This window comes from Ruegeria alba, from assembly GCF_022321465.1.
In the GTDB taxonomy this organism is placed as follows: Bacteria; Pseudomonadota; Alphaproteobacteria; order Rhodobacterales; family Rhodobacteraceae; genus Ruegeria_B; species Ruegeria_B alba.
Window position 1 is genome coordinate 1 of record NZ_JAKOEM010000033.1, and the last position, 21,597, is coordinate 21,597.

Annotated in this window: 19 protein-coding genes and 1 pseudogene; 7 read left to right on the forward strand and 13 right to left on the reverse strand. The window is 61.7% G+C overall.

All coding sequences use genetic code 11. The features are described from left to right. Nucleotides 1-244 (forward strand): hypothetical protein (locus tag MB818_RS20850; RefSeq protein ID WP_238906309.1); only part of this gene is annotated, 244 nt, incomplete at its 5' end. Here the strand turns inward: MB818_RS20850 and MB818_RS20855 are convergent. After that, entirely contained in the window at nt 211-1,269 is a 1,059-nt protein-coding gene (locus MB818_RS20855; RefSeq protein WP_238906311.1) for a DUF1214 domain-containing protein, read from the reverse strand. The genes MB818_RS20850 and MB818_RS20855 overlap by 34 nt on opposite strands. Beyond that, on the reverse strand, nt 1,266-1,559 hold the full coding sequence (locus MB818_RS20860; protein ID WP_238906313.1) for a hypothetical protein: 294 nt from the start codon (nt 1,557-1,559) through the stop codon (nt 1,266-1,268). Before MB818_RS20860 ends, MB818_RS20855 begins: the two co-directional genes overlap by 4 nt. Before the next feature lie 114 nt (nt 1,560-1,673). Between MB818_RS20860 and MB818_RS20865 the strand changes: the two are divergent. The 5 genes and pseudogenes from MB818_RS20865 to MB818_RS20885 form a co-directional block, all read left to right on the forward strand. Continuing rightward, nucleotides 1,674-2,026, forward strand: a pseudogene (locus MB818_RS20865) (transposase); the annotation flags it as partial. Then, complete coding sequence (locus tag MB818_RS22145; protein ID WP_439653306.1) at nt 1,941-2,555, forward strand: DUF2924 domain-containing protein; 615 nt, start codon at nt 1,941-1,943, stop codon at nt 2,553-2,555. The pseudogene MB818_RS20865 and the gene MB818_RS22145, both read left to right, overlap by 86 nt. Next, entirely contained in the window at nt 2,444-3,076 is a 633-nt protein-coding gene (locus MB818_RS20875; protein WP_439653307.1) for a recombinase family protein, read from the forward strand. Before MB818_RS22145 ends, MB818_RS20875 begins: the two co-directional genes overlap by 112 nt. 673 nt (nt 3,077-3,749) lie before the next feature. Beyond that, on the forward strand, nt 3,750-5,054 hold the full coding sequence (locus MB818_RS20880) for a site-specific DNA-methyltransferase (RefSeq protein ID WP_234216326.1): 1,305 nt from the start codon (nt 3,750-3,752) through the stop codon (nt 5,052-5,054). Further along, complete coding sequence (locus tag MB818_RS20885; protein ID WP_234216324.1) at nt 5,051-5,755, forward strand: DUF5681 domain-containing protein; 705 nt, start codon at nt 5,051-5,053, stop codon at nt 5,753-5,755. Before MB818_RS20880 ends, MB818_RS20885 begins: the two co-directional genes overlap by 4 nt. A gap of 256 nt (nt 5,756-6,011) precedes the next feature. Here MB818_RS20885 and MB818_RS20890 read toward each other — a convergent pair whose 3' ends face one another. From MB818_RS20890 to MB818_RS20910, 5 genes are all read right to left on the reverse strand, one after another. Next, nucleotides 6,012-7,691 (reverse strand): alkaline phosphatase family protein, encoded by a 1,680-nt coding sequence (locus tag MB818_RS20890; RefSeq protein WP_234137674.1) that lies wholly within the window; start codon nt 7,689-7,691, stop codon nt 6,012-6,014. 94 nt (nt 7,692-7,785) lie between these two features. Next, nucleotides 7,786-8,787 (reverse strand): DUF1214 domain-containing protein, encoded by a 1,002-nt coding sequence (locus MB818_RS20895; RefSeq protein WP_234137675.1) that lies wholly within the window; start codon nt 8,785-8,787, stop codon nt 7,786-7,788. A 17-nt stretch (nt 8,788-8,804) separates the two neighbouring features. Next, nucleotides 8,805-9,869: a DUF1254 domain-containing protein gene (locus tag MB818_RS20900; RefSeq protein ID WP_234177091.1), complete on the reverse strand. Its 1,065-nt coding sequence runs from the start codon at nt 9,867-9,869 to the stop codon at nt 8,805-8,807. Nucleotides 9,870-9,911: 42 nt separating this feature from the next. Beyond that, complete coding sequence (locus MB818_RS20905) at nt 9,912-10,289, reverse strand: hypothetical protein (protein ID WP_238906315.1); 378 nt, start codon at nt 10,287-10,289, stop codon at nt 9,912-9,914. A gap of 38 nt (nt 10,290-10,327) precedes the next feature. Next, nucleotides 10,328-10,540, reverse strand: coding sequence for a YMGG-like glycine zipper-containing protein (locus tag MB818_RS20910; RefSeq protein ID WP_238906317.1), 213 nt, complete (start codon nt 10,538-10,540; stop codon nt 10,328-10,330). A gap of 140 nt (nt 10,541-10,680) precedes the next feature. Here MB818_RS20910 and MB818_RS20915 point away from each other — a divergent pair, with 140 nt between their 5' ends. Then, a complete protein-coding gene (locus MB818_RS20915; RefSeq protein WP_234177095.1) occupies nt 10,681-11,718 on the forward strand; it encodes a helix-turn-helix domain-containing protein in 1,038 nt (345 codons plus the stop codon). 640 nt (nt 11,719-12,358) lie between these two features. Here the strand turns inward: MB818_RS20915 and MB818_RS20920 are convergent. The 6 genes from MB818_RS20920 to MB818_RS20945 form a co-directional block, all read right to left on the reverse strand. Beyond that, nucleotides 12,359-14,161 carry an amidohydrolase gene (locus tag MB818_RS20920; protein ID WP_238906320.1) on the reverse strand — a complete coding sequence of 601 codons (1,803 nt, stop codon included), beginning with the start codon at nt 14,159-14,161 and terminating at the stop codon, nt 12,359-12,361. 130 nt (nt 14,162-14,291) lie between these two features. Then, nucleotides 14,292-15,755: an amidohydrolase gene (locus MB818_RS20925; RefSeq protein ID WP_234163518.1), complete on the reverse strand. Its 1,464-nt coding sequence runs from the start codon at nt 15,753-15,755 to the stop codon at nt 14,292-14,294. 59 nt (nt 15,756-15,814) lie between these two features. After that, entirely contained in the window at nt 15,815-17,017 is a 1,203-nt protein-coding gene (locus MB818_RS20930) for a serine hydrolase domain-containing protein (protein ID WP_234163519.1), read from the reverse strand. Between the two features lie 135 nt (nt 17,018-17,152). After that, complete coding sequence (locus MB818_RS20935) at nt 17,153-18,478, reverse strand: serine hydrolase domain-containing protein (protein WP_234216319.1); 1,326 nt, start codon at nt 18,476-18,478, stop codon at nt 17,153-17,155. Nucleotides 18,479-18,499: 21 nt separating this feature from the next. Continuing rightward, on the reverse strand, nt 18,500-19,828 hold the full coding sequence (locus tag MB818_RS20940; RefSeq protein ID WP_234216318.1) for a serine hydrolase domain-containing protein: 1,329 nt from the start codon (nt 19,826-19,828) through the stop codon (nt 18,500-18,502). A gap of 39 nt (nt 19,829-19,867) precedes the next feature. Beyond that, nucleotides 19,868-21,241: a serine hydrolase domain-containing protein gene (locus MB818_RS20945; protein ID WP_234216316.1), complete on the reverse strand. Its 1,374-nt coding sequence runs from the start codon at nt 21,239-21,241 to the stop codon at nt 19,868-19,870. Nucleotides 21,242-21,597 lie beyond the last annotated feature (356 nt).

The window sequence follows — 21,597 nt, forward strand, 5'->3', positions numbered from 1 at the left end:
AACTCTCCTGCAAATCAAGAGAATTGAATCAGCAGCCAAAGCATCGCTCAAGCAGAGTTTTTCAACAGTATCCGGACAAACCGGACTTGCGCGGTTGATCCTGCAGCGCTGCCTGCTCGTTGCAAAACACAAAAGACAGCTTCGATGCCCGTTCGAAATTGGCTCGAAACTCCTTCGGCTCCCCCTGGGATTGTTCCTTGGCTCAGCCGTTCACTGGGCCGGCACAACCTCGGGCATCTGGTAGGCCTTGAATGCCTCGACATCCGGCCCGTAGGCGCGCATCAGGAAGCTCCAGCCGTCTTCGGGCGTATAGGCGTAGTTGGGCGCCAGAGAGCGACACTCTTCTCCGCCGAAAACAACGTCGAAGGAACCGTCCGCGTTCGTGACCGCGCTGCGTGTCGAGCTGACAATGTTGTCCCTGTCCGACATCAGATAGAATTCAGGGCCATAGAGGGTGATCGAGAAGAACTCCTTCGCGGGCACCTTGGGGAACGTCGCCGTGTAGCAGACATTCGCCTTCGCGTCCTCCGGTCCGCCTATCGCATACATCGAGGCCGAGTCCGGCCCAAGGCCCCAGGCGCCTGCGGTGACATAGGTGAAGTATTCCCAATCCTTGACTTCATCGGGGCCGCTGACCATGGCGCCGAAACTGTTGGGCAGTTCCGCATAGGCCTTGACCAGTTCGCCACGCACTTTCTCCAGAAGCGGGATATCGACCTGCGGGATGTCGGCTTCGGGCGCGGCGTTTTCGATGGCGAATTCGGGCTGCAGCACCTCGACGACCCTCGCCACGTCTTCCGGTGAACCGTCCGTGCCGGTGCGGATGCCTATGCCGATGAAGTCTGTCCGGAAATCCCCCGCCGCGAAGGTGTATTCGCCGCCCCCGAAGAGGTAGTAAGGCGTCGTGTGATCTTGGTCGATGATGTGGACGGACATGAAACGGTCGCCGTCTTGCGGTAGCTTAAGAGTGAAGCCGTTGCGCGTATTAACGATCGCGATCGAGTAGATCGTGTCGACGTTCGGCGACACCACCCATCGGTCGGCGGCGGTCGTGAGCCCGGTGAAATGCGCGAAGATGTTCACGCCCCCTGCACGTTTGAGGAAGTCGAGGAAGAAGGCATTGGTTTCCGCGTTGATGTATTCGCCGGCGGTCATGCCGTACTGAACCGGATCAACAGACCAGCCGCTCGAGTCTATGTCGGGGATTTCAGCTGCGGCCGGACCAGCCAGGCCGAAGACCGCCATCAGGGTCAAAAGTGAGCGTTTCATTCTGATGCTCCCATTTCTTGGCTCCCAGGTGAGGCGGACCGCTTGTGCCAGTCGTCATAGTTTTCCGGAGAGTTGAAGCTGTTTTGTAACGGCGGCTCCGGATCGGTTCCTGTTCGAGTTTTATCCGCGGCAGTTTGGTGCTGCAAGCGGCGTTTCCGGAATGCCTTTTTCATAATCTCCTCTCTCATCTTCAGGATTTTTGCGCCGCGATTGTGATAGACGTCGGCGGGTTTCAGGTCTGCCAGGCTCTCGTGGAAGCGATGACTGATGTAGAAAACAATAGATGACATGGAAGAGTTTAGTAGGGCGCGATGAATCCGAGCACTTACAGAATGGCGGCTTTGGGCTGAGGCTGTGTAATAACTTGGGATGATGTATGCTTTCGGCAAAGATCGGAGGCGGACATGTCGGGTTATATCGAGGGAACGGATAGGGGGCAGACGACGCTGTTTCCAGACCGGCTGGAAGACTGGATCTGCGAGGACAATCCGGTTCGCGTGGTCGACCTTTTCGTGGACGGGATCGATCTTGCAGAGTTTGGCTTTGGCCGTACGTCGCCGGCGTCAACGGGACGGCCGGGCTATCACCCATTAGTCCTGCTGAAGCTGTTCATCTACGGTTATCTGAACGGGGTTCCGTCCAGCCGGCGCTGGAGCGGGAGGCCGGTCGCAATGTCGAGGTCATTTGGCTCACTGGGCGATTGGCGCCGGACCACAAGACGATTGCCGATTTCCGGCGCGACAACGGTGAAGCCATCATCGGCCAGAAGTGGCCGCTTCTGGCCAAGCAGGTCTGGGCCATCCGTGCCCGGCTGGAGCTTGCTGGCAATCTCAGGGACCTCGCGCTGTTCAATCTTGCGATCTTGTCCGGCTGAAGGTCACCGACCTTGTCATTGGCGACCGCGTCCGCGAAAGGCATGCCATCGGATCATGAGGGCGCGTTCGGGGCACGTTAGGCAAACCGGTGGTCCAGATGTCGCCAAAACCACCGCAAGTGAAGGCACCCGCATTCTGAAGGACTGGGGTGGGGCAACGCATGAAGTGCTGATCAGCGGAGACGGTGGCGCCACCTGGAACGGGCAAAGCTATTCCTCGCTGTCGGCGGTGGCGCGGGCGATGACGGGGACCAACCGCAACGGGCCCAAGTTCTTTGGGGTGCGCGACGGATCACGCCGATGTTCCGCTGGCGCTGTGCCATCTACACCCGCAAGTCGACCGAAGAAGGGTTGGATCAGGACTTCAACTCGCTGGATGCGCAGCGCGAGGCCTGTGCGGCTTATTTCCTGAGCCAGACGCATGAGGGCTGGGCAGAGCTTTCTGATCGCCATGATGACGGAGGGTTCTCTGGTGGCTCAATGGATCGCCCGGGGCTCAAGCAGTTGCTCAAGGACGTCCAAGCGGGCCGCATCGGCATCATCGTTGTTTACAAAGTCGAGCGTCTGACCAGATCTTTGTCCGGCTTTGCCAAGATGGTTGATCTCTTTGACGGGGCAGGGGTGTCGTTCGTGTCGGTCACCCAGGCCTTGAACACGACCTCGTCCATGGGGCGCCTGACCCTGAACGTTCTTTTGTCCTTTGCGCAGTTTGAACGCGAAGTGCCTTCCGGAACTACCGCTGGACTGGCACGAACAACCGAAGATTCTGGGCTTTCCGCATCACTAGAGCGTCCATGCCCGACCCAAGACCTCACCCGTAAATGCCCCGCTGAGACTTCAGTCGATATCGCGCTGAAATGGTCCGCTTCTGAGACGGATTTTGAGGTCTCTACCGCCACCACTCTTCGTGACCTGCGGAAAAATGAACTCTAATCAGAGAGCAGGTATCCAATACGGTTTTAGGAAGACTGAGTGGTGGTGGTCGCAGTCTCCTGCGAACTGGTCTCAGCCAAGATTTTCCCGTTTACAGGGAATTAACAGGGATTTTCGCCGAGATTAGGGGCAATATCAGCACATTTCAGGGATTCCACGGACGATTTTACGCGTGATTACAGTGGCTTATCGCGGGTTTCCCTGTTCTTTGAGTAACAGGGAATTGACCCGTCAGATTCAGGGAAGCCCCCAGCCGTATCAGGGAAGGCCTTCAGGTGTTTCTGGGAACCACTGAACGCGGCTAGGAATGCCGGCGGCGCCAGATATCGTGCACGCGCGTTCGGCTCTGATGTCACGGCCAAAATTGTGGGGTTTTCGGGTTGCATACGTTCATGTTATGTTCACACTGAGCGATTCTATCACAAAAGCGGTTTCGCTCAGCTGGGACAACCTGCCCAAAGGCGCCCTTCGTTAAGGACAGCCCCTGGCCAGCAGGATCCGAGCGCGAACACACTGTCGGGACAAGCCACCGCCGATGAGGCCTTGGCACCCCGAAGTTGCCTTGACGAGCGTTGCCCCGAATGCGTGAGGCGACCCGAATTCACCACAAATTTGAACCGCCAAGGGCGCAGCGACCGGTTGCCTGAGCTCTTGCGAAGGAAAGGACTGACGTATGACACGCCAAGTCAAATACATCGCGATCAGCGATCTCAAACCCTGGGCCCGGAATGCCCGAACCCATTCGAAGAAACAGGTGCGCCAGATTGCGGACAGTATTGAGGCATTCGGGTTTACCAACCCGATCCTGATTGATGAACGACGCACGATCCTTGCGGGGCACGGCCGTGTGGATGCGGCGCGGCTTCTCGGCAAATCGGAAGTCCCCTGCCTGCGGCTTGATCACATGAGCGAGGCGGAGAAACGCGCCTATGTTATTGCTGACAACAAGTTGGCCCTGAACGCGGGATGGGATGACGATCTATTGGCGGCTGAGCTTGGGGCGCTGATGTCAGACGATCTCCAGTTCGATGTTGGGCTTACTGGCTTCTCGATTCCAGAGATCGATAACCTTCTGGATGCCGTGGCACCGGAAGAGGGGGGTGATCCGGCCGATGAAGCCCTTCCAGGCGACGTGCCTGCGCGCGTACGCCCAGGCGACATCTGGCAACTTGGCCGACACCGGTTGATCTGTGGTGATGCGCTGGACGCAGGAACCCTCACTTTCCTGATGGACGGCGAGACCGCGACGATGGTCTTCACCGATCCGCCCTACAATGTCCCGATCGACGGCCATGTCGGCAATTCGGGCAAGATACAGCATCGTGAGTTTGCCATGGCATCCGGTGAGATGAGCGTGCCAGAGTTTACGCGCTTCCTGGAACAGGCCTTGTGCAATATGGCGGATCACAGCGTGGAAGGATCGATCCACTTCATCTGTATGGACTGGCGCCATATGAGTGAGATGCTCGCAGCGGGGCAGGCGGTCTATGACAGCCTCAAGAACCTGATCGTCTGGGCGAAAGACAACGGCGGGATGGGCACGTTCTATCGTTCCCGACACGAATTGATCTTTGCCTTCAAGAAAGGCGATGCGCCACATATCAACACCTTCGAGCTGGGCCAGCACGGGCGCTACCGGACCAATGTCTGGCAGTATCGCGGGGTGAATACCATGCGGGCTGGGCGTATGGAGGAGCTGTCGCTTCACCCAACGGTGAAGCCTGTGCAGATGATTGCTGATGCTATCCGGGATGTCTCCGGGCGGGGGGATATCGTGCTGGATGTTTTTGGCGGCTCCGGCTCAACCTTGATCGCCGCGGAAAAAACCGGCCGGTGCGCCTATCTCTGCGAGTTGGACGACATTTACTGCGATCGCATCATTGCCCGCTGGGAGGCGTATGCCAGGGACGAGGCGGAACAGCTTCTCTGCGGCTGGGCACCGCCGGCTAGCGCCAAACTGTTGGAGGCGGCAGAATGAGCGTCGGCAAGAACAAGCGCACTTTGGTAGGCCGTACCGGCTACGACGTAGGATATGGAAAGCCTCCCAAAGACACCCGGTTCAAACCGGGGCAGTCGGGGAATCCGAAGGGCCGGCCCAGGGGCTCGAAGAACAAGCGCCCGGGCCTGCATGAAGAGAGGATGAAGGACATCATTCTCGATGAAGCCTACCGGGACATCACGATCAACGAAGGGCATCGCCGCGTGACGATCCCCATGGCGCAGGCCGTCATGCGCTCTATTGCGGTGAATGCCGCGAAAGGCCAGCATCGGGCGCAGCGGCTCTTTGCGGAATTGCTGGCATCGGTCGAAAGCTCGCGGAAGATCCTGCACGATCAGTGGCTGGATACCGCAATCACTTACAAGGTCGAGTGGGAAAAGGAACTGCGTCGTCGAGAACAGCTCGGCATCACCGACCTGCCCGAACCGCTGCCGCACCCCGATCACGTGAAGATCGACATGATCGAGGGAACCGCCAGGGTCGTGGGTCCGGCCACGAAAGAGGAGAAGGCCGAGTACGACTGGCTCGTCGAACGGCGTGGCATGTTCGAAGACGAACTGCAGTATCTGCAGGCCCAGCGGGCCAACGCCACAGACACATGCCAGGTCAACAAGCTCGACGAGGAAATCCGACGAGTCCGTCGTATCCTCGAAACTATCGATGCAAAGCTGCCCGATTAGGCTCCGCATCTCGGCGACCGGGGCCACGAACCCCGGTCGGCGAAAGACCAGGTTGCAGCGCATACCGGTCATCTGACCGATCTACTCAGATGACTGCCCTGAGCCCTCAGCCGACCTCGGTCTTAGGCGGAGCGTCCGACACGATGGGCGGGAAGCGGTCCTTCTCTGCTACCTCGAACCCGTCAGCTCGAAAAGCTGGAAGCCGACGTTCAATCTGACCCAATCACTGTCTCCACTCTGCATCGCCGCGAGGCACCTAGTATCCGACGACTTCCCCCAGCACCTCTCCTGCGGAGCCGTCGGGTGGACGCGTGTCTGCGATGGCGGCCAGCGTCAGCGCCAGGTCGACCGTGTGCACCCGGCGTGAGACCAGCTGAGGTGCGAGGCCGAAACCGGCGAAGGCGATGGGCACATGGGTGTCATAGCGCCAGGGCGAGCCATGGGTGACCGTGACCGACAGACCGTCGAAATCGTTGATGAACCAGCCGGGGCTGGTCACGAGGTAGATGTCGCCCGAGCGGTCGGGGTTGTAGTTGTTGGCCACGGCGCGCATCAGCGCATTGTCGGGCAGGGCACCCGTGCGAATGCGCGATGAGGGCACGGCGAAGGCGATGCCTTCGAAGGCCGAAAGCTCCTCGGCGATGGCGGTTTCCAGCGCGACAAGGTCGATGTCGGTGCGGCTGTGCACCTCGTCCGAGAGGGTGAGGTAGGGGTGGTCATAGCCTGCGATCAGCGGACCGGTCAGGCCAAAGCGCGCGCGGATGCGGTCGGCGGCGGGCTGGGTGGCCCAGTGCTCGGGGCTGACATAGCCGCCCATCTCTCCCAGCTCGGCCAGGTATCCCGGCGCCTCGGGGGTGCCGTGATCGGCGGAAAGGGCGATCAGGGTGTTCTCAAGCCCGATCTCGGCGTCGATGAAGGCGAAGAGATCGGCCAGGGTGCGGTCGAGCCGGATCAGGTTTTCCTCGGCCTCCAGGCTGGAGGGTCCGAAGCCGTGGCCGACATAGTCGGTCGCCGAAAAGCTGACCGACAGGTAATCGGTGATATCATCCTGGCCCAGCCCCTCGGCTGTGATCAGGGTCTTGGCGAAATCGGCGGTGATCTCGTCCCCGGCAGGGCTGAAGGTGAGAAGCGTGGCGAAATAGGGGTCGTTCTTCCACGACAGCGGATCGATGGTGGAATAGGGGTGCGGAAAGGTGCGTCCGAACCCGGCAAGGTCGGTTTCCCATTCCTGATCGTCGCGGTCACCGAAGAGGTAGCTGTCGATGGGATGGGTCAGCTCCCACGAGGTGTTAAGGTAATTCTGCAGGAAATCCTTGGCGTTCCAGTCGGTCACCCAAGAGGGGTAGCTGTCATAGTAGTAGCTGGAGGTGACGAATTCGCCGGCGGATTTGGAGAACCAGAACGCCTTGCCCGTGTGGCCTGCCATCGAGACGGCGCCGCGATCCTTGACCGAGACGCCAAAGACCTTGGCGCGGCCCTGGGTGGCGATGGTGAGTTCATCGGAAAAGGTGGTGGTCAGGATGGCGCGGGGCGAGCGGCCATCGGAACTGGCGGCAAGCTGGGTGGGGTCGACCTCGGTCTCGGGGTTGACGTCGGCACCCTGGGTGAGGAGCGGATAGTCGGCGTCCTCGACATTGTAGATGGTGCGCCCGGTGGCGCGGTCGTACCAGAGGTTGCCGACCATGCCGTGGGCCGCCGGATTGGCGCCGGTGGCCAGCGTGGTGTGGCCGACGACGGTTTCGGTGTTGGCGTGCGCATGGTGGGCGTTGTCATAATAGACGCCCTGATCCATCAGATAGCGGAAGCCGCCCGCGCCGAATTGGTCGTAGTGGCGGAAGGGCAGGTCGCCGCGCAGTTGATCCACAGTGATCTGGAGGATGAGGCGCGGCTTGTCCTCGGCAATTGCACCGTTCGCCAAGGAAAACGTCAGGAACACAGCGCAACTGGCGATTTGGACAGGCGATTTTATCAACATCGAAGGCTCCCTCCTCTCGTCGGTCGACCCACGCGGTGCGCGGGCCGTGGCGTTATCAGTTTACGGCCAGGATATCCGGGAAGGCCCAGCTGCCGTCGAGGATTTCGGCGCGCGGCTCATAGAGCCGGACCGTATAGTTCCAGCCCGGCGTGATCGGGATGCAGTTGATCCGGCCATCCTCACAGCCGCCGAAATGGATGGTGTAGGAGCCGTCATCGTTCGGCGTGGCCGAGGTGTTGTTGTAGCTGTTCCGCCCCAGATCGTTGGGTGCCAGGTAGCCCTCGGCGTCGTAGATGGTGATCGACCAGAAGGCGTCCACCGGAACATCCCTGACCGTCACCACGTGGGGCGTTTCGCCGTCATTCATCTCGACGGCGTCGACGATGCCCTGCGCCGTGGATCCCGGTTGCCCAGCCCAGCCCGCCATTCCGATCAGGTGGTCGAGCGGGTCGATTTCGCCCCGTCGACCGAAGGAGGTGGTGGACTCGAGCCCGACGACCGCGGCCAGGTCGCTGACCGCCTGACGCGCCGCGGCGAGGGCCTCGAGATCCCAGTCCGGCGCCTCGAAGGGGCCGGTTCCGCCGCCTTCAAGGACAATCCCGTCCTGCACGGCATGGGCACGGGCGGCATCGTCCGGGTCGCCGGCGTCGACGAAGGTGCGGAACAAGAGCATCGCGAAACGGGTCCCGACCTCGTCCTCGGTCAGCTCGTAGGACCCGGGCTTGGCATAGGCGAAGTTGTAGTGATCCTGGCTGATCACCAGCACGGATTGAAACCGTCCGTCGCCCTCGGGCAGCGTCACCGTCACCGGCTCGGCCAGGTCGATGATGGCGGCGGAATAGAGCGTGTCCTGGTTGGGTCGGATCACCGGCTGCGGCCCATCGGCGGAGACAACCTCGCGATCATGGGCGATCTCGCCCACGCCAATACCGTATGTCTGCATACCGAGCCGGAACATCGTGTCGCTCTCGGCGCGCATCAGGGTCTGGATCGTGATCTCCTCGGCGAGGACTGGCAAAGGCGCGCAGAGCGCGAGGGCAAGAAGAAGGCGTTTCATGTTCTTTGTCCTTTCCGTCAGTTTGCTGGCTGGACTTCGGGGAAGGCCCACGACCCGTCGAGGACCTCTGGCGCCGCCCTGTAGAGCCGCACGGTGTAGTTCCACCCCTCGACGAGCGGCAGGCAATTCACGCGCCCGTCCTCACAGCCGCCCAGGTGAACGGTCATGCTGCCGTCCTCGTTATACGTCCCGCTGACGGAGTTGATGACATAGGAATCGAGTGCGTTCGGGGCGAAATAACGGTTCGCATCATAGACACTGACCGACCAGAAATCTTTGACCGGAACCTCTGCAGGTACCTCGAACTTGTATTCCCCGACCGTCAGGTTCGGCGTTTTTCCGACATAGAGCGCCTCATGCTCAGGCAACCCACCCCAACCGCCGGCCGTGCCGATGAAGTGCCGCACCGGGTCGACATCCTCCTTCTTGCCGAACATGCGGAAACTGTCCGGGATGTAAGGGTAAAAACCGACAGCGGCCCTTACGAGCCCCTCGTAGTTCTCTTCGTCATAGGGCGGGACGATGAAGGGGTCTGACGAGGCTGCGTCAATCGACATCTGGTCCTGGATTGCGTGCACGGCGGCCATGTCCGCCGGGTCGGTCGCATCCACGAGAATGCGCAGATAGACTGCGACGTAGTCGGTATCGAAGGTCTCCGTATCCAGCCTGTAGGTGCCGCCACCGTGGAACACTTCGTTGAGGTAGTGATCCTGGTTGATGACCATCGCCGACATGTAGCGGTCGCCGACATCCGGTAGGGTGAATGTGGCGCCTTCGCTGATATCGATGATCGCGGTGCTGTAGAGCGTATCCCGGTTCGCGCTGACGGTCGTCTGATTGTCGACGGGCATCATCTCGCGGAAGTGGTAGAACCTGTTCACCCCTCCGGCGAGGGCAACATATTTGCCGAACTCGATATCGGTGGCGGCACGGATGAAGTTGTCGACGTTAACCGGGATCTCGCGGGCGTCCACGAGGGCGTCGAGGCTGTCATCGGCGAACTGGGCCGTGGCCGCCCCGGACATGCAGAACCCCGCGACCAGTGCAAAACAGGCCGCGCGCGATAGGTTGACAGGTGTCATTTTCTTTCCTCCAGCAAAGTGATGGTGATCCGGCGCGCGCATTCAGTCGACGGCCGCCATCGTGTTCTTGACCGCGTCATCCACGGCCCCGGCGAGAAGCCGGCCGGGATCGTCGTCGCAGGCGTCTTCCAGTTCCTCGGTGAACTCGTCCGGGAGCTGGGCGCGCTTTGCTTCGTCGGGAACCATGGCAATCACGTCGATCTGGCGGTTGTAGAGCGAGACCGCAACCATCAGGCGGACGATCCCGGCAACCGCCTCTTCATCGTTGCTATAGGTTTCCAGCACACTTTCACAGCTGTGATGCATGTGCGGCATCGCCTCGTCGAGCATGCGCTCCATCTCTTCATCGGCCTGGGCCGCGCTTGCGAGAGTGACAAGACAGACGGCAACGACCGCGTGTTTCAAAACAGAATTCGACATTAAAAAACTTCCTTTCCCGACCAGTTCAGGTCCCCGGTTTATTTCGTGGCGCCTGCGATGGCGCCGACAATCGCTCCGGCCCGGGCACCGCTGCTGCCCCCAACCAGAGATCCGACGCCAGCCCCGATGACCGCGCCGCCGATCGTGTTCTTGGCGCGCTGTCGGTTTGCATCCGCCGGCATGGGCATTGCCATGAACAAGGCCAAGGCAACGCCGAACGTTGCGATGAGGTTTTTTCGATTCATACCCATTCCTCTTATCTCCTTCTTGCTTGGTGTTTCGCCCGTCAGCCGACCTTTCCGTCAACGGTCGGTCTTGCGAGAGGGTGGGACTCAATTTCAAGGAGAATCCTAACATTGTCCTACCGGTCATTTTCCGACAATATCGAGGCATGAAAAGAAATCTGGTGAACCTTATCGAAGTCGGCCACGTGATCGAATTGCTGGATCGCTACGCCCCTCGCGACATAGTCGACAGGGCGTTGCAGTCCGAGGGGCTTAACCGGGGCATGTTTCTGAAAGCGAAAGGTTTCTTGCCTTATACATCCGAAGCCATCGTGGTCGAATCCGTTGCGCGTTCTATCGGCGACCGGCACCTGGGGGCGCGGCTTGGGCGCGAGTTCGATTATGGGACCTATGGGGCCTATGCCAGCTATGTTTTGGGCGCCCCCGACCTGGCAACGGCACTTGACCGGGGACGGCGGGCGTTGTGCCTAACCCATCCTGGATCGACAATAGTGCTTCGGGAAACCCACGCGCACCTCGTTGTTGGTCGTGATTCCCGCGAGTTTTCTGTGATCGGACACAGGCATCTCGACGAAGGCGCACTGTTCGTGATCGGCCATGTGGCGCGTTATTTCCTAGGCCCCGATTGGCAACCTGACTGGGTCGAGCTCCCCGAGACCGATGCGGGTGAAGTAAAAGCTCTTGAAGAATTGACAGGGGCTCCGGTCCGCCTGGGATGCGCTGTACCCGGCATCGCAATCCGAAGGTCCGACTTGGCCGCGCTCAATCCCGGGAGGGCCAGATCGGACCGCGACTTGTCGCTGGAGGAACTGGGAGCGCTTATGGGGGTCAAACCGGTTCAAACGATGCGAGAATCCGTCGGACAGATCATGGACATCATGCATCCTAACGTCATTCTATCGGAAGAAGCTGCGGCGCGCTTTCTGGCCGTTGGACCCAGAAGCTTGCAGCGCGCGCTGAAGACCGAAGGCGTGTCCTTCCGCAAGATTCGCGCAGAAGTGCTCCAGCGACGCGCGCGCGAACTCCTGCGCGAGACTGAATTGCCGATCGAGGCAATCGGCGCGCGCCTTGGATACGCCGAACCCAAGAGTTTCAGGCGTGCTTTCAAGCGCTGGGTCGGGGTGTCACCGATGCGATACCGGTCCGAAGGGGAGTTTCAGGAAAACAGGGAGTCAGGCGAATAGCTTGGTTTCACATTGCCGGCGGCGCCCGGTTTTCGAAGCACAGGTAGATACAAACGTCCCTCTGGCCGAATGGGAAAGCGATCCACTGTGCCAAGGAACTCGCCCCTCGACGACCTCTGCCAGGTGGGATGCCTGCGGCCCTGAAAGACGCCCCGGCAGCCGCTGAGTGGGGAGAAGCATTGGCTCAGTCCCTTCCATTCCGTAAAGATTTCCGGTTTTGCGATGAAGAAACCGAGGAGGACAGTGGCAAAGGTCATTCCTAGAACGACTACAGAGCCCTACGCATTCCAGCCCCAAGTTGATCCGGGGTTACGTTGCATGCTCCTGCTGCCTCGACGGTGTCTGGAAGAAGGTCTTAGGTATCAGGCCCTTCGTTTCGACTCGGATGCGCGGACGGTCTGTCAACTTGCCGTTCTTGAGATTTTGCGGTCGCGGCGAATGGCTGGCCCGGTGATGCCGCACCGCGGAGACTGCAAACGGGGTGAAGGTCCGGAAAGGGCCGGTTGCGCTGGTTGACACCGGAATGGCAAGGTCCGGTTTGAGCCCAAAGCGCTAGTTCGCCTAGCTTCGCCGTATGACTGGTAGAAAGCCTTGAGCCGCCATCCCTAGTCGCCTCGTTGCTCCGCCCCGCATCGGCTAGTCAGGACGCGTAGACCTGCTTGCCGTCCATCCAGGTCTCGATGACCCTGATGTCCTTGATCGTGTCGGGATCGACCGTGCGGGGGTCGTTGTCGAGGATCACGAAATCGGCGAGCTTGCCGGCCTCGAGACTGCCGACCTCCTGCTCGGAGAAGAGTTGCCACGCCGCTTCGGACGTCATCGCACGGATGGCGGATTCGACCGAGATCCGCTCGTCCGGCGCGAGCACGTAGTCCGGCTCCTTCCATGTCCGGCGGGTCACGGCCATCTCGATCATGTGAAGGGGATCGGGGTCGGTCACGAGGAAGTCCGAGTGCAGCGTGAAGCCGATGCCGGCCTCCTCGACGCTGCGACAGCGGTCGAGAAGCTGCGCCTTCTCCGCGCCGAAGACCTCGTCGCGCATCGCGACGCCCCAGTAGTGGACATGCCCGATCAGGAAGCTCGCCGACACGCCGAGCGCCCTCATGCGCTCGATCTGCTCGTCGTGAAGGATGGAGCAATGCTCGATCCGCGGCCGCACCCGGGACATGTCGATGCCGGCATCAGCCAGCGCCTGACAGCTGTCGAGGATGTTGTCGATCGCGGCGTCGCCATTGCCATGGATCGCGAGTTGCCAGCCCTTGTCTGCGCGGTCGAGCGCCATGGCGGTCAGTTCTTCGCGGGACATGTAGGCGAGGCCGCGGTCGTCGCTGTTCAGGTAGGGCTCGCGCTGCAACCCGGTGAAGCCCTGGTTGGAGCCGTCGGCCACCAGCTTGAACCCCGCGATGCGGGCCATGGCGTCGCCATCGCCCTGTCGGATGCCGGCCTCGTCCCACGCCTCGGTGCCGAGGGTGTAGAATGGATAGGCCCGGATGCGCGCCTTGAGGCGTCCGGATTGCGCTGCCGCAGCCATGACCTGCGCGTCTGCAGGCGACTGCGCGAGCGCGCCGAGGCTCAGTTCCGACACCGTGGTCAGGCCGACGGCGCCCCATTTGTCGAGCAGGCCGATCAGCCCTTCGACCGGGTCGGCAGCCATCATCGCGGGATAGTTCGAGGCGACCTGCAGGAAGGCCACGTTGTTCTTCATGAAGCCGGTCAGGTTGCCATCGGCGTCGCGGACGAATTCGCCGCCCGGCGGGTTCTCGACGTCCTCGGTGATGCCCGACACCTCGAAGGCCTTCGAGTTGGCGTAGGCGAGATGGCCCGAGGCGTTCAGCACGAAGATCGGGTGCTCGGTCGAGATCGGGTCGAGCTCCGCGAAGGTCAGCGCGTCCGGCCCCTCCTGCACCGCGGGGTCGAAGTTGCGGAACACGAGCCATTCTCCGGCGGGCGTCTCCGCCGCGCGGACCGCGATGTGGTCGAGCACCTCGGCGGCCGTCGTGAACCGTGCCATTCCGACATAGTCCATGATGGAGTCGACGACAGAGCCGGAAATGACATGGGTATGCGCGTCGATGAAGCCCGGCAGGACAATCCTGCCGTCGAGGTCGACGATCGTGGCGTCTCCTCCTGCTGCGGCGCGGACATCGGCCTCCGTTCCCACGGCCAGAATGCGGTTGCCGCGAATGGCGATGGCTTCGGCCTCGGAGAAGTCGGCATCCACCGTCAGCACGGTGCCATTGGTGAAAACGGTCGTGGCCGTGTCCTGCGCCTGAGCCTTGCTGGACCCGGTCATCATGGCCGCAAGTCCCACACCTGCGGCACCAGTTTTCATAAAATCCCGGCGGCCCATACTCATCCAGTCGATCCCCCAGTTGCACGACCAGCCCTTTCCGCTCGCGGCCTCGTCCTTGAGGTTACGCACCGTTTCATTGACAGCGAACAACCCGCCAAAAGTGCCGCTGCAGCATGGGCAGCCGAATTTGTCATGTGTGATGGTTTGCTTCCTTTCTCATTCGTGCAGTCTGACAGTCCCCCGGTAAGTCCAAATACCCCGACCGACTGACTGGAACGGTTCATTTCCCAAGCGCATCGAGGGCGATAACGGTGGCGACCTTCGTGCCGAACGTGATCGCGTCCGGATCGACGATGTAGTTCGGCTGGTGAACGAAGAACGGGTACTCGTGGCCATCCGCGCGGGCCGCGGCGACCATGTCGGGCGGCGCCGCGCCGATGAAGATATAGGCGCCCTGCACCCCGTCGATCCCGTCGATCAGGGCGAAGGCATCGTCCGAGGCCGGGGCCTCCAGATCGAACAGCGCGACGGCCTCTATGGCGCGCTCGGCGTCGAGCGTCAGGTCGGCCGCCTTGGCCTGCCGCAGGACGTCGGCGATGCGCGCCATCCAGTCTCGCGAGTTGACCACCGGCGGCGCGTAGCCTCTGACGTCGACCCTCGGCATCATGTCGTCCGATGATATGCCGAAGGAGCGCGCGACATTCTCGCTGATACTCCGGATGCTGCTCACCATCTTTTCCCCGGCTTCGACGGTCTCGTAGTGCAGCTTGATCTTGAGGTGAGCTTCGGTCGGGATCACGTTGTAGGTTTCTCCCGCCTTCACCATGCCGATCGTCAGGACCGATGTCTGCGTCGGGTCCATCATGCGCGAGACGATCGTCTGGTACTGCGTCATCGCCGCGCCGGCCATGGCGATGGGATCCGTCACGACATGCGGCGAGGAGCCATGGCCGCCGGAGCCGAAGAAGGTCACGTCGATATGCTGTGACCCGGTGTTCAGGCGTCCGCCGGTCAGCACCACAGTCCCTGTCGGAAGGGGCCCGGTGTGCATCGCCATGAAGTAGTCGGGCTCGGGGACGCCATGCGCCGTGTAGAGACCGTCGTCGATCATGGCCTTGGCGCCCTCGATCGGCTCTTCCGCTGGTTGGGCGACGAGGACGAGGGTGCCGGACCAGCGGTCCTTCATGCGGACCAATGCCTTGCCCACGGCCACCACGAGAGTCGTGTTGGCATCGTGCCCGCACATGTGGGACACGGGCACCTCGACGCCTTCGAGGTTGGTGACCCGGACGGTGCTCGCATAGGGCAGTCCGGTCTGTTCCTCGATCGGCAGGGCGTCCATATCGCCCCGATACATGAAGACCGGCCCGTCGCCGTTCTGAAGGATGCCGACAACGCCGGTGACGCCGATGCCCGTCTTCACTTCGAAGCCGAGGGCTTGCAGCTCTTTCGCGACGACCCCTGCCGTGCGGGTCTCCATGAACCCCAGTTCCGGATGCGCGTGGAGATCCTTGTAGATCTCCTGCACCTCCGTCGCGTCGGCATCCACCGCCTCGTGCAGCGCCGCGACGAGGTCGCGCATCTCGCCGCTTGGTTCTGCGGAGGGGGCGTCGGTCGCCTCGGCGAAGGCGAGCTTTGCGCCCGGCAGGGTGGACATGATCGCAGCGGCACTGGCTCCACTCAGGAGCGCCGTGCGGCGGTTCAGAAGCGGCCCCTTTTCCGAACCATGGTCTTTTTTCGTCATTTGAATTTTCCTTCTGATTGCCGTCGATGGCGCCCCTTTCTTCAGGCCAATCCCTCGCTTCAGTTTCCGAACAGCCCCGATGTCACGAGCGGGCGCAGATACTTCTGGATCGTCTGGTTCGGATCGTTGGAGAAATATGCGATCACGACGCGGCGGTCCGGCGAGACGTAGATGCCTTGCGTGTTCAGTCCGGACTTGAAGAAATCGCCGTCGTCCCAGATCGCGTCCCATTGCCGGCCGCCCGTCCTGACGGTCTGGTCCCCCAGCCGGTCCATGAAGTTCTGGCCGGACGGTCCCGCCAGATAGAATTCGCGGGTGCGATGCGGCGAGCGCGTGCGCTCGAGGATCTCCGGGGTGACGACACGCTCGGTCGCGACCTGATCCCAGTCGTCGGTGTAGAGCATCCCGAACCGGGCGAGATCGCGGAGACCGACAGACATGAACCCATGGACCAGGGCGATCCCGTCGGGCGAGAGGTGCGCCTGCATCGGGCCGTCGGCCCTGACCTTCGACCAGATGCGCGCGTCGAAGACATCAGCCCATGGCCTGCCCGTCGCCCCCTCGACCAGAAAGACGAGCGCCTGCGTCGCCATCGAGGAATAGGTGAAGACGGCGCCGGGCTCGGCGACGGGTTGGGCCTCCCGCATGACCTCGAGCATGGTTTCGTCCGAGTTGCCCATCTCCGCGGTCAGCATGCGCGCGATGATGGAGTTCGGATCCGCGAAGTATTCGGGACCGTCGATGGCGTCGAGGCCGGTCGCCATGTCGAGCACGTCGACCACCGCGATCTGCTCCCACGCGCTGCCCTTGAGACCCTCCACATACGTCCCGATGGGTTCGTTCTCGTCGATCAGGCCCTCGTCGATCAGCGCATCGACCACGAGCGAAGCGAAGACCTTCGATGCGGAGGCCGTGATGTGGAAATCGGCCGGGCGCATGCCGGGATAGGTCTCGTAGACGATCTTCCCCTCGTGAATGACGATGAAGCCGCGCGTGTAGCTTTCCGGATGCTCGATGAACTCGGCGAGCGGCATCGCGCCGAGGGCGGTCTCGGCCGTGAACCCCGGAACATCGGCCATCGGCGCCGCTTCGAACGTGCTGGCGGCGTTGCGCGCCGGAATGACCGCGGTCGGAAAGACCTGCGCGCCGTTCGTGCTGAACCACAGGAGCGGGCGGCCGACGGAAAGCGCATCGGCGAGCTGCAGGTCGGCGACCCAGCCGCGCACCTCCTCGGCGGTGTAGCCGTCGAAGGCCTGCTTCACGAATGGCGTGTCGTCGGCAAGAGCCGGAATCGCGAAGCAGGGCGCAAGACTCAGCGCTGTCGCGAGGCATCTTGGAATTGCAGATCTCACGGATGCACTCCTTTCGTGATGACAATTGGTGCGCTTTCTGGGGCCCTATTGACCATCGGAAAACCGCTTCACGATTGCGCGCGCGTAAATCGGCAACCAGGGAGAATTGTCGTAGGTGTTGGAGAACCAGACGACCGCCATGTCATTGCTCGGAGAGACGTAGATGCACTGACCGTTCTTGCCCGACTTGTAGAGATCGCCGTCTTCGAAGACCGCATCCCACTGGTACGAGGCATGGGTCGGGGCATCGTCGAAATCCCCGAGTATTCGACGGCCCATGTCGCTCTCCGGGTTGAAGAAGGCGGCGGAATTACCGGTGGCGTAGACCTTATCGAAGTAGGTATCATCCACCACTTGGCTGTCGGAGACGGTTCGCCAGCTCGGGGTGAACAGGAGGGCGAACCGCGCCTTGTCCCGCAGCCTCGCGGCGAACACTCCGCCGTTCAGCGGCTCGCCGATCGGCGTCGTCGCCATTTCCGCGTCGCCTTCCATGCCGGCCCTGGACCAGATGCGCTCGCTGAAGACATCGGTGAACTTCCGACCGGTCACCTTTTCGATGACGACGCCGAGAATATGCGTGTTGAACGTTGAGTAGTCGAACTTCGTGCCGGGTTCCCTGTAGCGCTCCACGTCCCGCATGATCGCAAAAAGCGAGGAATCGGGCGTCGCCCCCTTCGGATTGAAGGAGAAGGCATAGGCCCGCGCGACCGGAGTTTCCGGATTGGCGATGTTCGCCGCGTTCTCGACGAGGTTCATGCCCGATTGCTGATGCAGGATGTCCGCCAGCTTGATACCTTCCCAATCCGTGCCCTTGTACTCGGGGATGTAGTCGGTCACGTCGTCCTCGAGCGACAGCAGGCCGTCCTGCTCCAGCATGTGCATGATCAGCCCGGTGACGACCTTGGTCGACGACATCCAGACATGGTTGGCGTTCCGGGGCATGCCGGGATAGGTCTCGTAGACGATCTTCCCCTCTTTCAGGACAATGATGCCCTGCTTCCTCGACCGTTCGTCGGCAATCATCTCTTCGAGGGTCAGGTTGCCCAGCGGGCCGTCGACCTTGAACGCGCCGATGGAGGGGTCGATGTCGACCTCCAGATCCGCCACTTCGCCCTGACGGAACACCTTCGAGACCGGCAACACCTCGCTGAGATTCAGAAAGCCGTAGGTGCCGATGTCATCGCCGATGACGAAGCTCTTTGCATTGAAGGTTTCGAGAAACCGCCTCGACTCTTCCGCGGTGAACCCGTCAGCCCATTCCGAGACCGGCGTCAGGTCATCGGGGATGGGATAGGTCTCCTGCGCCAAGGCCACAGAAGTCGCTCCGAGGCTGGTGCACAGGAGTGCCCAAATAACTGCGGTGCGCTTCATGATGAATTTCCTCCAAATGCCTCAGTTGCCCCGGAACATCTGCTTCACGATTGCCCGGGCGTAGGAAGCAATCGACAGCGAGTTCTGCCAGACCGTTGAGAAATAGACGACCACGGTGTCCGTCTCCGGAGACACGTAAATCCCTTGGCCGCCCAGGCCCGCCTTGTAGAGATCGCCGTCTTCGAAGATCGCGTCCCACTGATAGGACTGACCTCGGGGGGCGTCGTCCTCACCGAATGCCTTGACCATGCGCGGCCCTTGGAAAGCCTCGAGATATATGTCGGGATTGACGGCTGCATACACGGACTCGAGATAGTTTTCGGGCACGACGCGTTCATCCGAAACGATGCTCCAGCTTGGCGTGAACAGCATGCCATAGCGGCCGAAATCCCGCAGGGTCGCCGAAAAGAGCCCACCCGTAAGCGGCTCTCCTGCGGCGGAGATTGCGAGCAGTCCGTCTCCGTCCATGCCGGCATGCTTCCAGATCCGCTCGCTGACCACCCGGTTCCAGGGCATCCCCGTCACCTCCTCGACGACGTCGCCGAGCATCTGCGTATTGTACGTGGAGTATTCGAACGCTGTGTTCGGGGGTCTGTGCCGCTCGACCTTGATCACGAGGTCGCGCATGCCCGGCCCGATCGGCACGCCGCGCGCCGTCAGGGCGGCTCCGAATGCCTGAGCCACCGGGTGCTCGGGATTGTTGATGTTGGCGTGGGTTTCTTCATAGTTCAGGCCCGTCCGCATATGCAGAACGTCCTCGACCTTGACCTCGCCGAATGGTGAACCCTCGGTGAATGCGAGGTACTGCGACATCGGCGCATTCAGATCGACCAGGCCTTCGCTCGCGAGCATGTGGATCAGCAAGCCGGTGATGGTTTTCGAACTGGAGGCCCACATGTGCTTCGCGTCGGAGGGCATGCCGGGATAGGCCTCGAAGACGATCCTGCCCTCGTGAAGCACCATGAATCCCTGCATGCGTGATCGCGGATCGGCCATGGCCGCGGAGAGCGGCATCGTGCCGAGATCGGTGGTCGCGACCACATCGGCGATCCGTGGCATCGGATCGGTTTCCAATTCGGAGACCTGGCCTGGTCCACGCGAGATCAGTGCGTTGGGAAGCACCTCGGCTATGTTGAGATAGGCGAAGGCCGTGATGTCACTTCCCTTCGAGAACTCTGCGGCAGAGTAGGCCTTTCGGAAGGCTTCAGCCTCGTCGGCGGTAAAACCATCGGCCCATTCCGAGACCGGCGTCAGGTCGTCGGGGATGGTGTAGGCGTCCTGCGCCCGCGCGAGTCCGCCTGTTCCGAGGCTCACGAGAAGGGCGAGGAAAATGGGATTACCGATCTTCATGGTGAAGGTCCTTTCGGCGGATTGCGTCGGCGAGGTATCCTACTCTCCCGCCAGCATCTTCGCGGCGGCGCGCATGTAGGCGGGCAGCTTGATCTCGCCGTAGGGCGGCACGTAGGGCGTGGCGGAGAACATGACGGCGACGAAATCCCGCTCGGGATCGATGTAGATTCCCTGACCGGTGTTGCCGTGCTTGTAGAGGGCCCCGTCCTCGAAGATGAAGTCGAACTGGTAGGCGCCCTTCACCGGCCGCTCGGCGAACAGGCCGATCGCCTGTGCCTCCTTGGCCCCGCCCCGGAAGGCCACGGGATCGCCGCTGGAGCGGATCAGGTCGAGCATCTCGGGCGTCACGATCTCGGTGTCGGAGAAGGTGCGCCAGCTCGGCGTCCAGAGCGTGGCGTAGCGGGCCATGTCCTGCAGGGTGGACGAGATGATCGCGAGGTTGAGCGGCTGCCCGTCGGGCGCGAGATGCACCAGCAGGGGCATCCGCGCGGTCAGGTGGCCCCAGAGCTCCTGCCCGATGACGTCGGAAGACCGCAAGCCGGTGACAGCCTCGATCACCATCCCCAGAACGTGGGTGTTGAGCGAGGAATAGCGGAACTTCTCGCCTGGCGCCTCGCCAGGGAGCGGTTCGACTTCGCGAAGAACCTGCAGCCAGTCCTCGATCTCCACGCTCCGGTCGGGGCTGCCGAAAACCGACAGCAGGAAGCGCACGAACACCGACTGCGGGTTCAGGATCGACGTGTTGTTCTCTTCGAGATCGAGCCCGGACGTGTGATTGATCAGGTCGATCACGCGCACCGGGTCCCAGGCCGTGCCGGCAAGCTCCGCGACATACTGCGTGACGGGAGCTTCGGGATCGATCCGACCATCGACGACGAACCTCGCGGCGAGCAGCCCGGTGATCGTCTTCGACGACGAGGACCAGAGGTGCACCTGCGTCGGCAGCATGCCGGGATAGGCCTCGTAGACGACCTTGCCCTCGTGCACCATCATCACCGCCTGATGCCGGAAGGTCGGGTGGACGATGTAGTCCTTCAGCGCCAGCGGCCCTTCGCTGTCCGTCTCGATGACGATCTCCGGGATGCGCGGGTCGAGGGCATACTCGAACGGCCTGTACTCGGCGTTCGGCACGACCAGATCGGTCCGCATGACCGAGCTGACGTTCTGCAGGTAGTAGAGCGTGTGGTCGCCGCCCATCTGGGCGTGAAAGCTGTTGAAAGCCTTCTGCGCCTCGGTCACGAAGTCCTTCGGAAACGGCTCCTTTGCCGCCTCGACGGGCATGGTCACGCGGGCACCTGGCACCTCGAGAGCTTCTTCGAGCGACCCGCTCTGGGCCAGTGCGCCAGAGGCCAAGCCCGCCGCCAGACAAAGGGTCGCGCAGACGCGGATGGCTGTTGTCTGATGTGCGGTCATCGCGAGTCCTCCCAAGACCATGCTGCTTCTGTAATCTCGTTGAACGTTCTGGCTTGATATGGATCAGTTTCGAGCGTTGTATCTGATCGCGTCGGTGCAGAGACATCTTAAGCCGCCACCTCGTTTTCGTCGAGTGAAGCCGGCCACCGCCCAGACCGCAGCGTTGGCGTAATGGCGTGTCTGCGGGTGTCTGCAATGGATCTGTGACCTGCCCAACGCCTGCCGTCGGCTTGGTCCGCGAAGCAGTCTTTCAGTCTAGCGTGGTCGAAGGTCCGTAACGCGGAGATGCTGTTGAAAAAGTCGATGTGTAAGCGCGGCGAAAATAGCGGCTGAAGTCTTCCTGCTCGGCTCTTCAC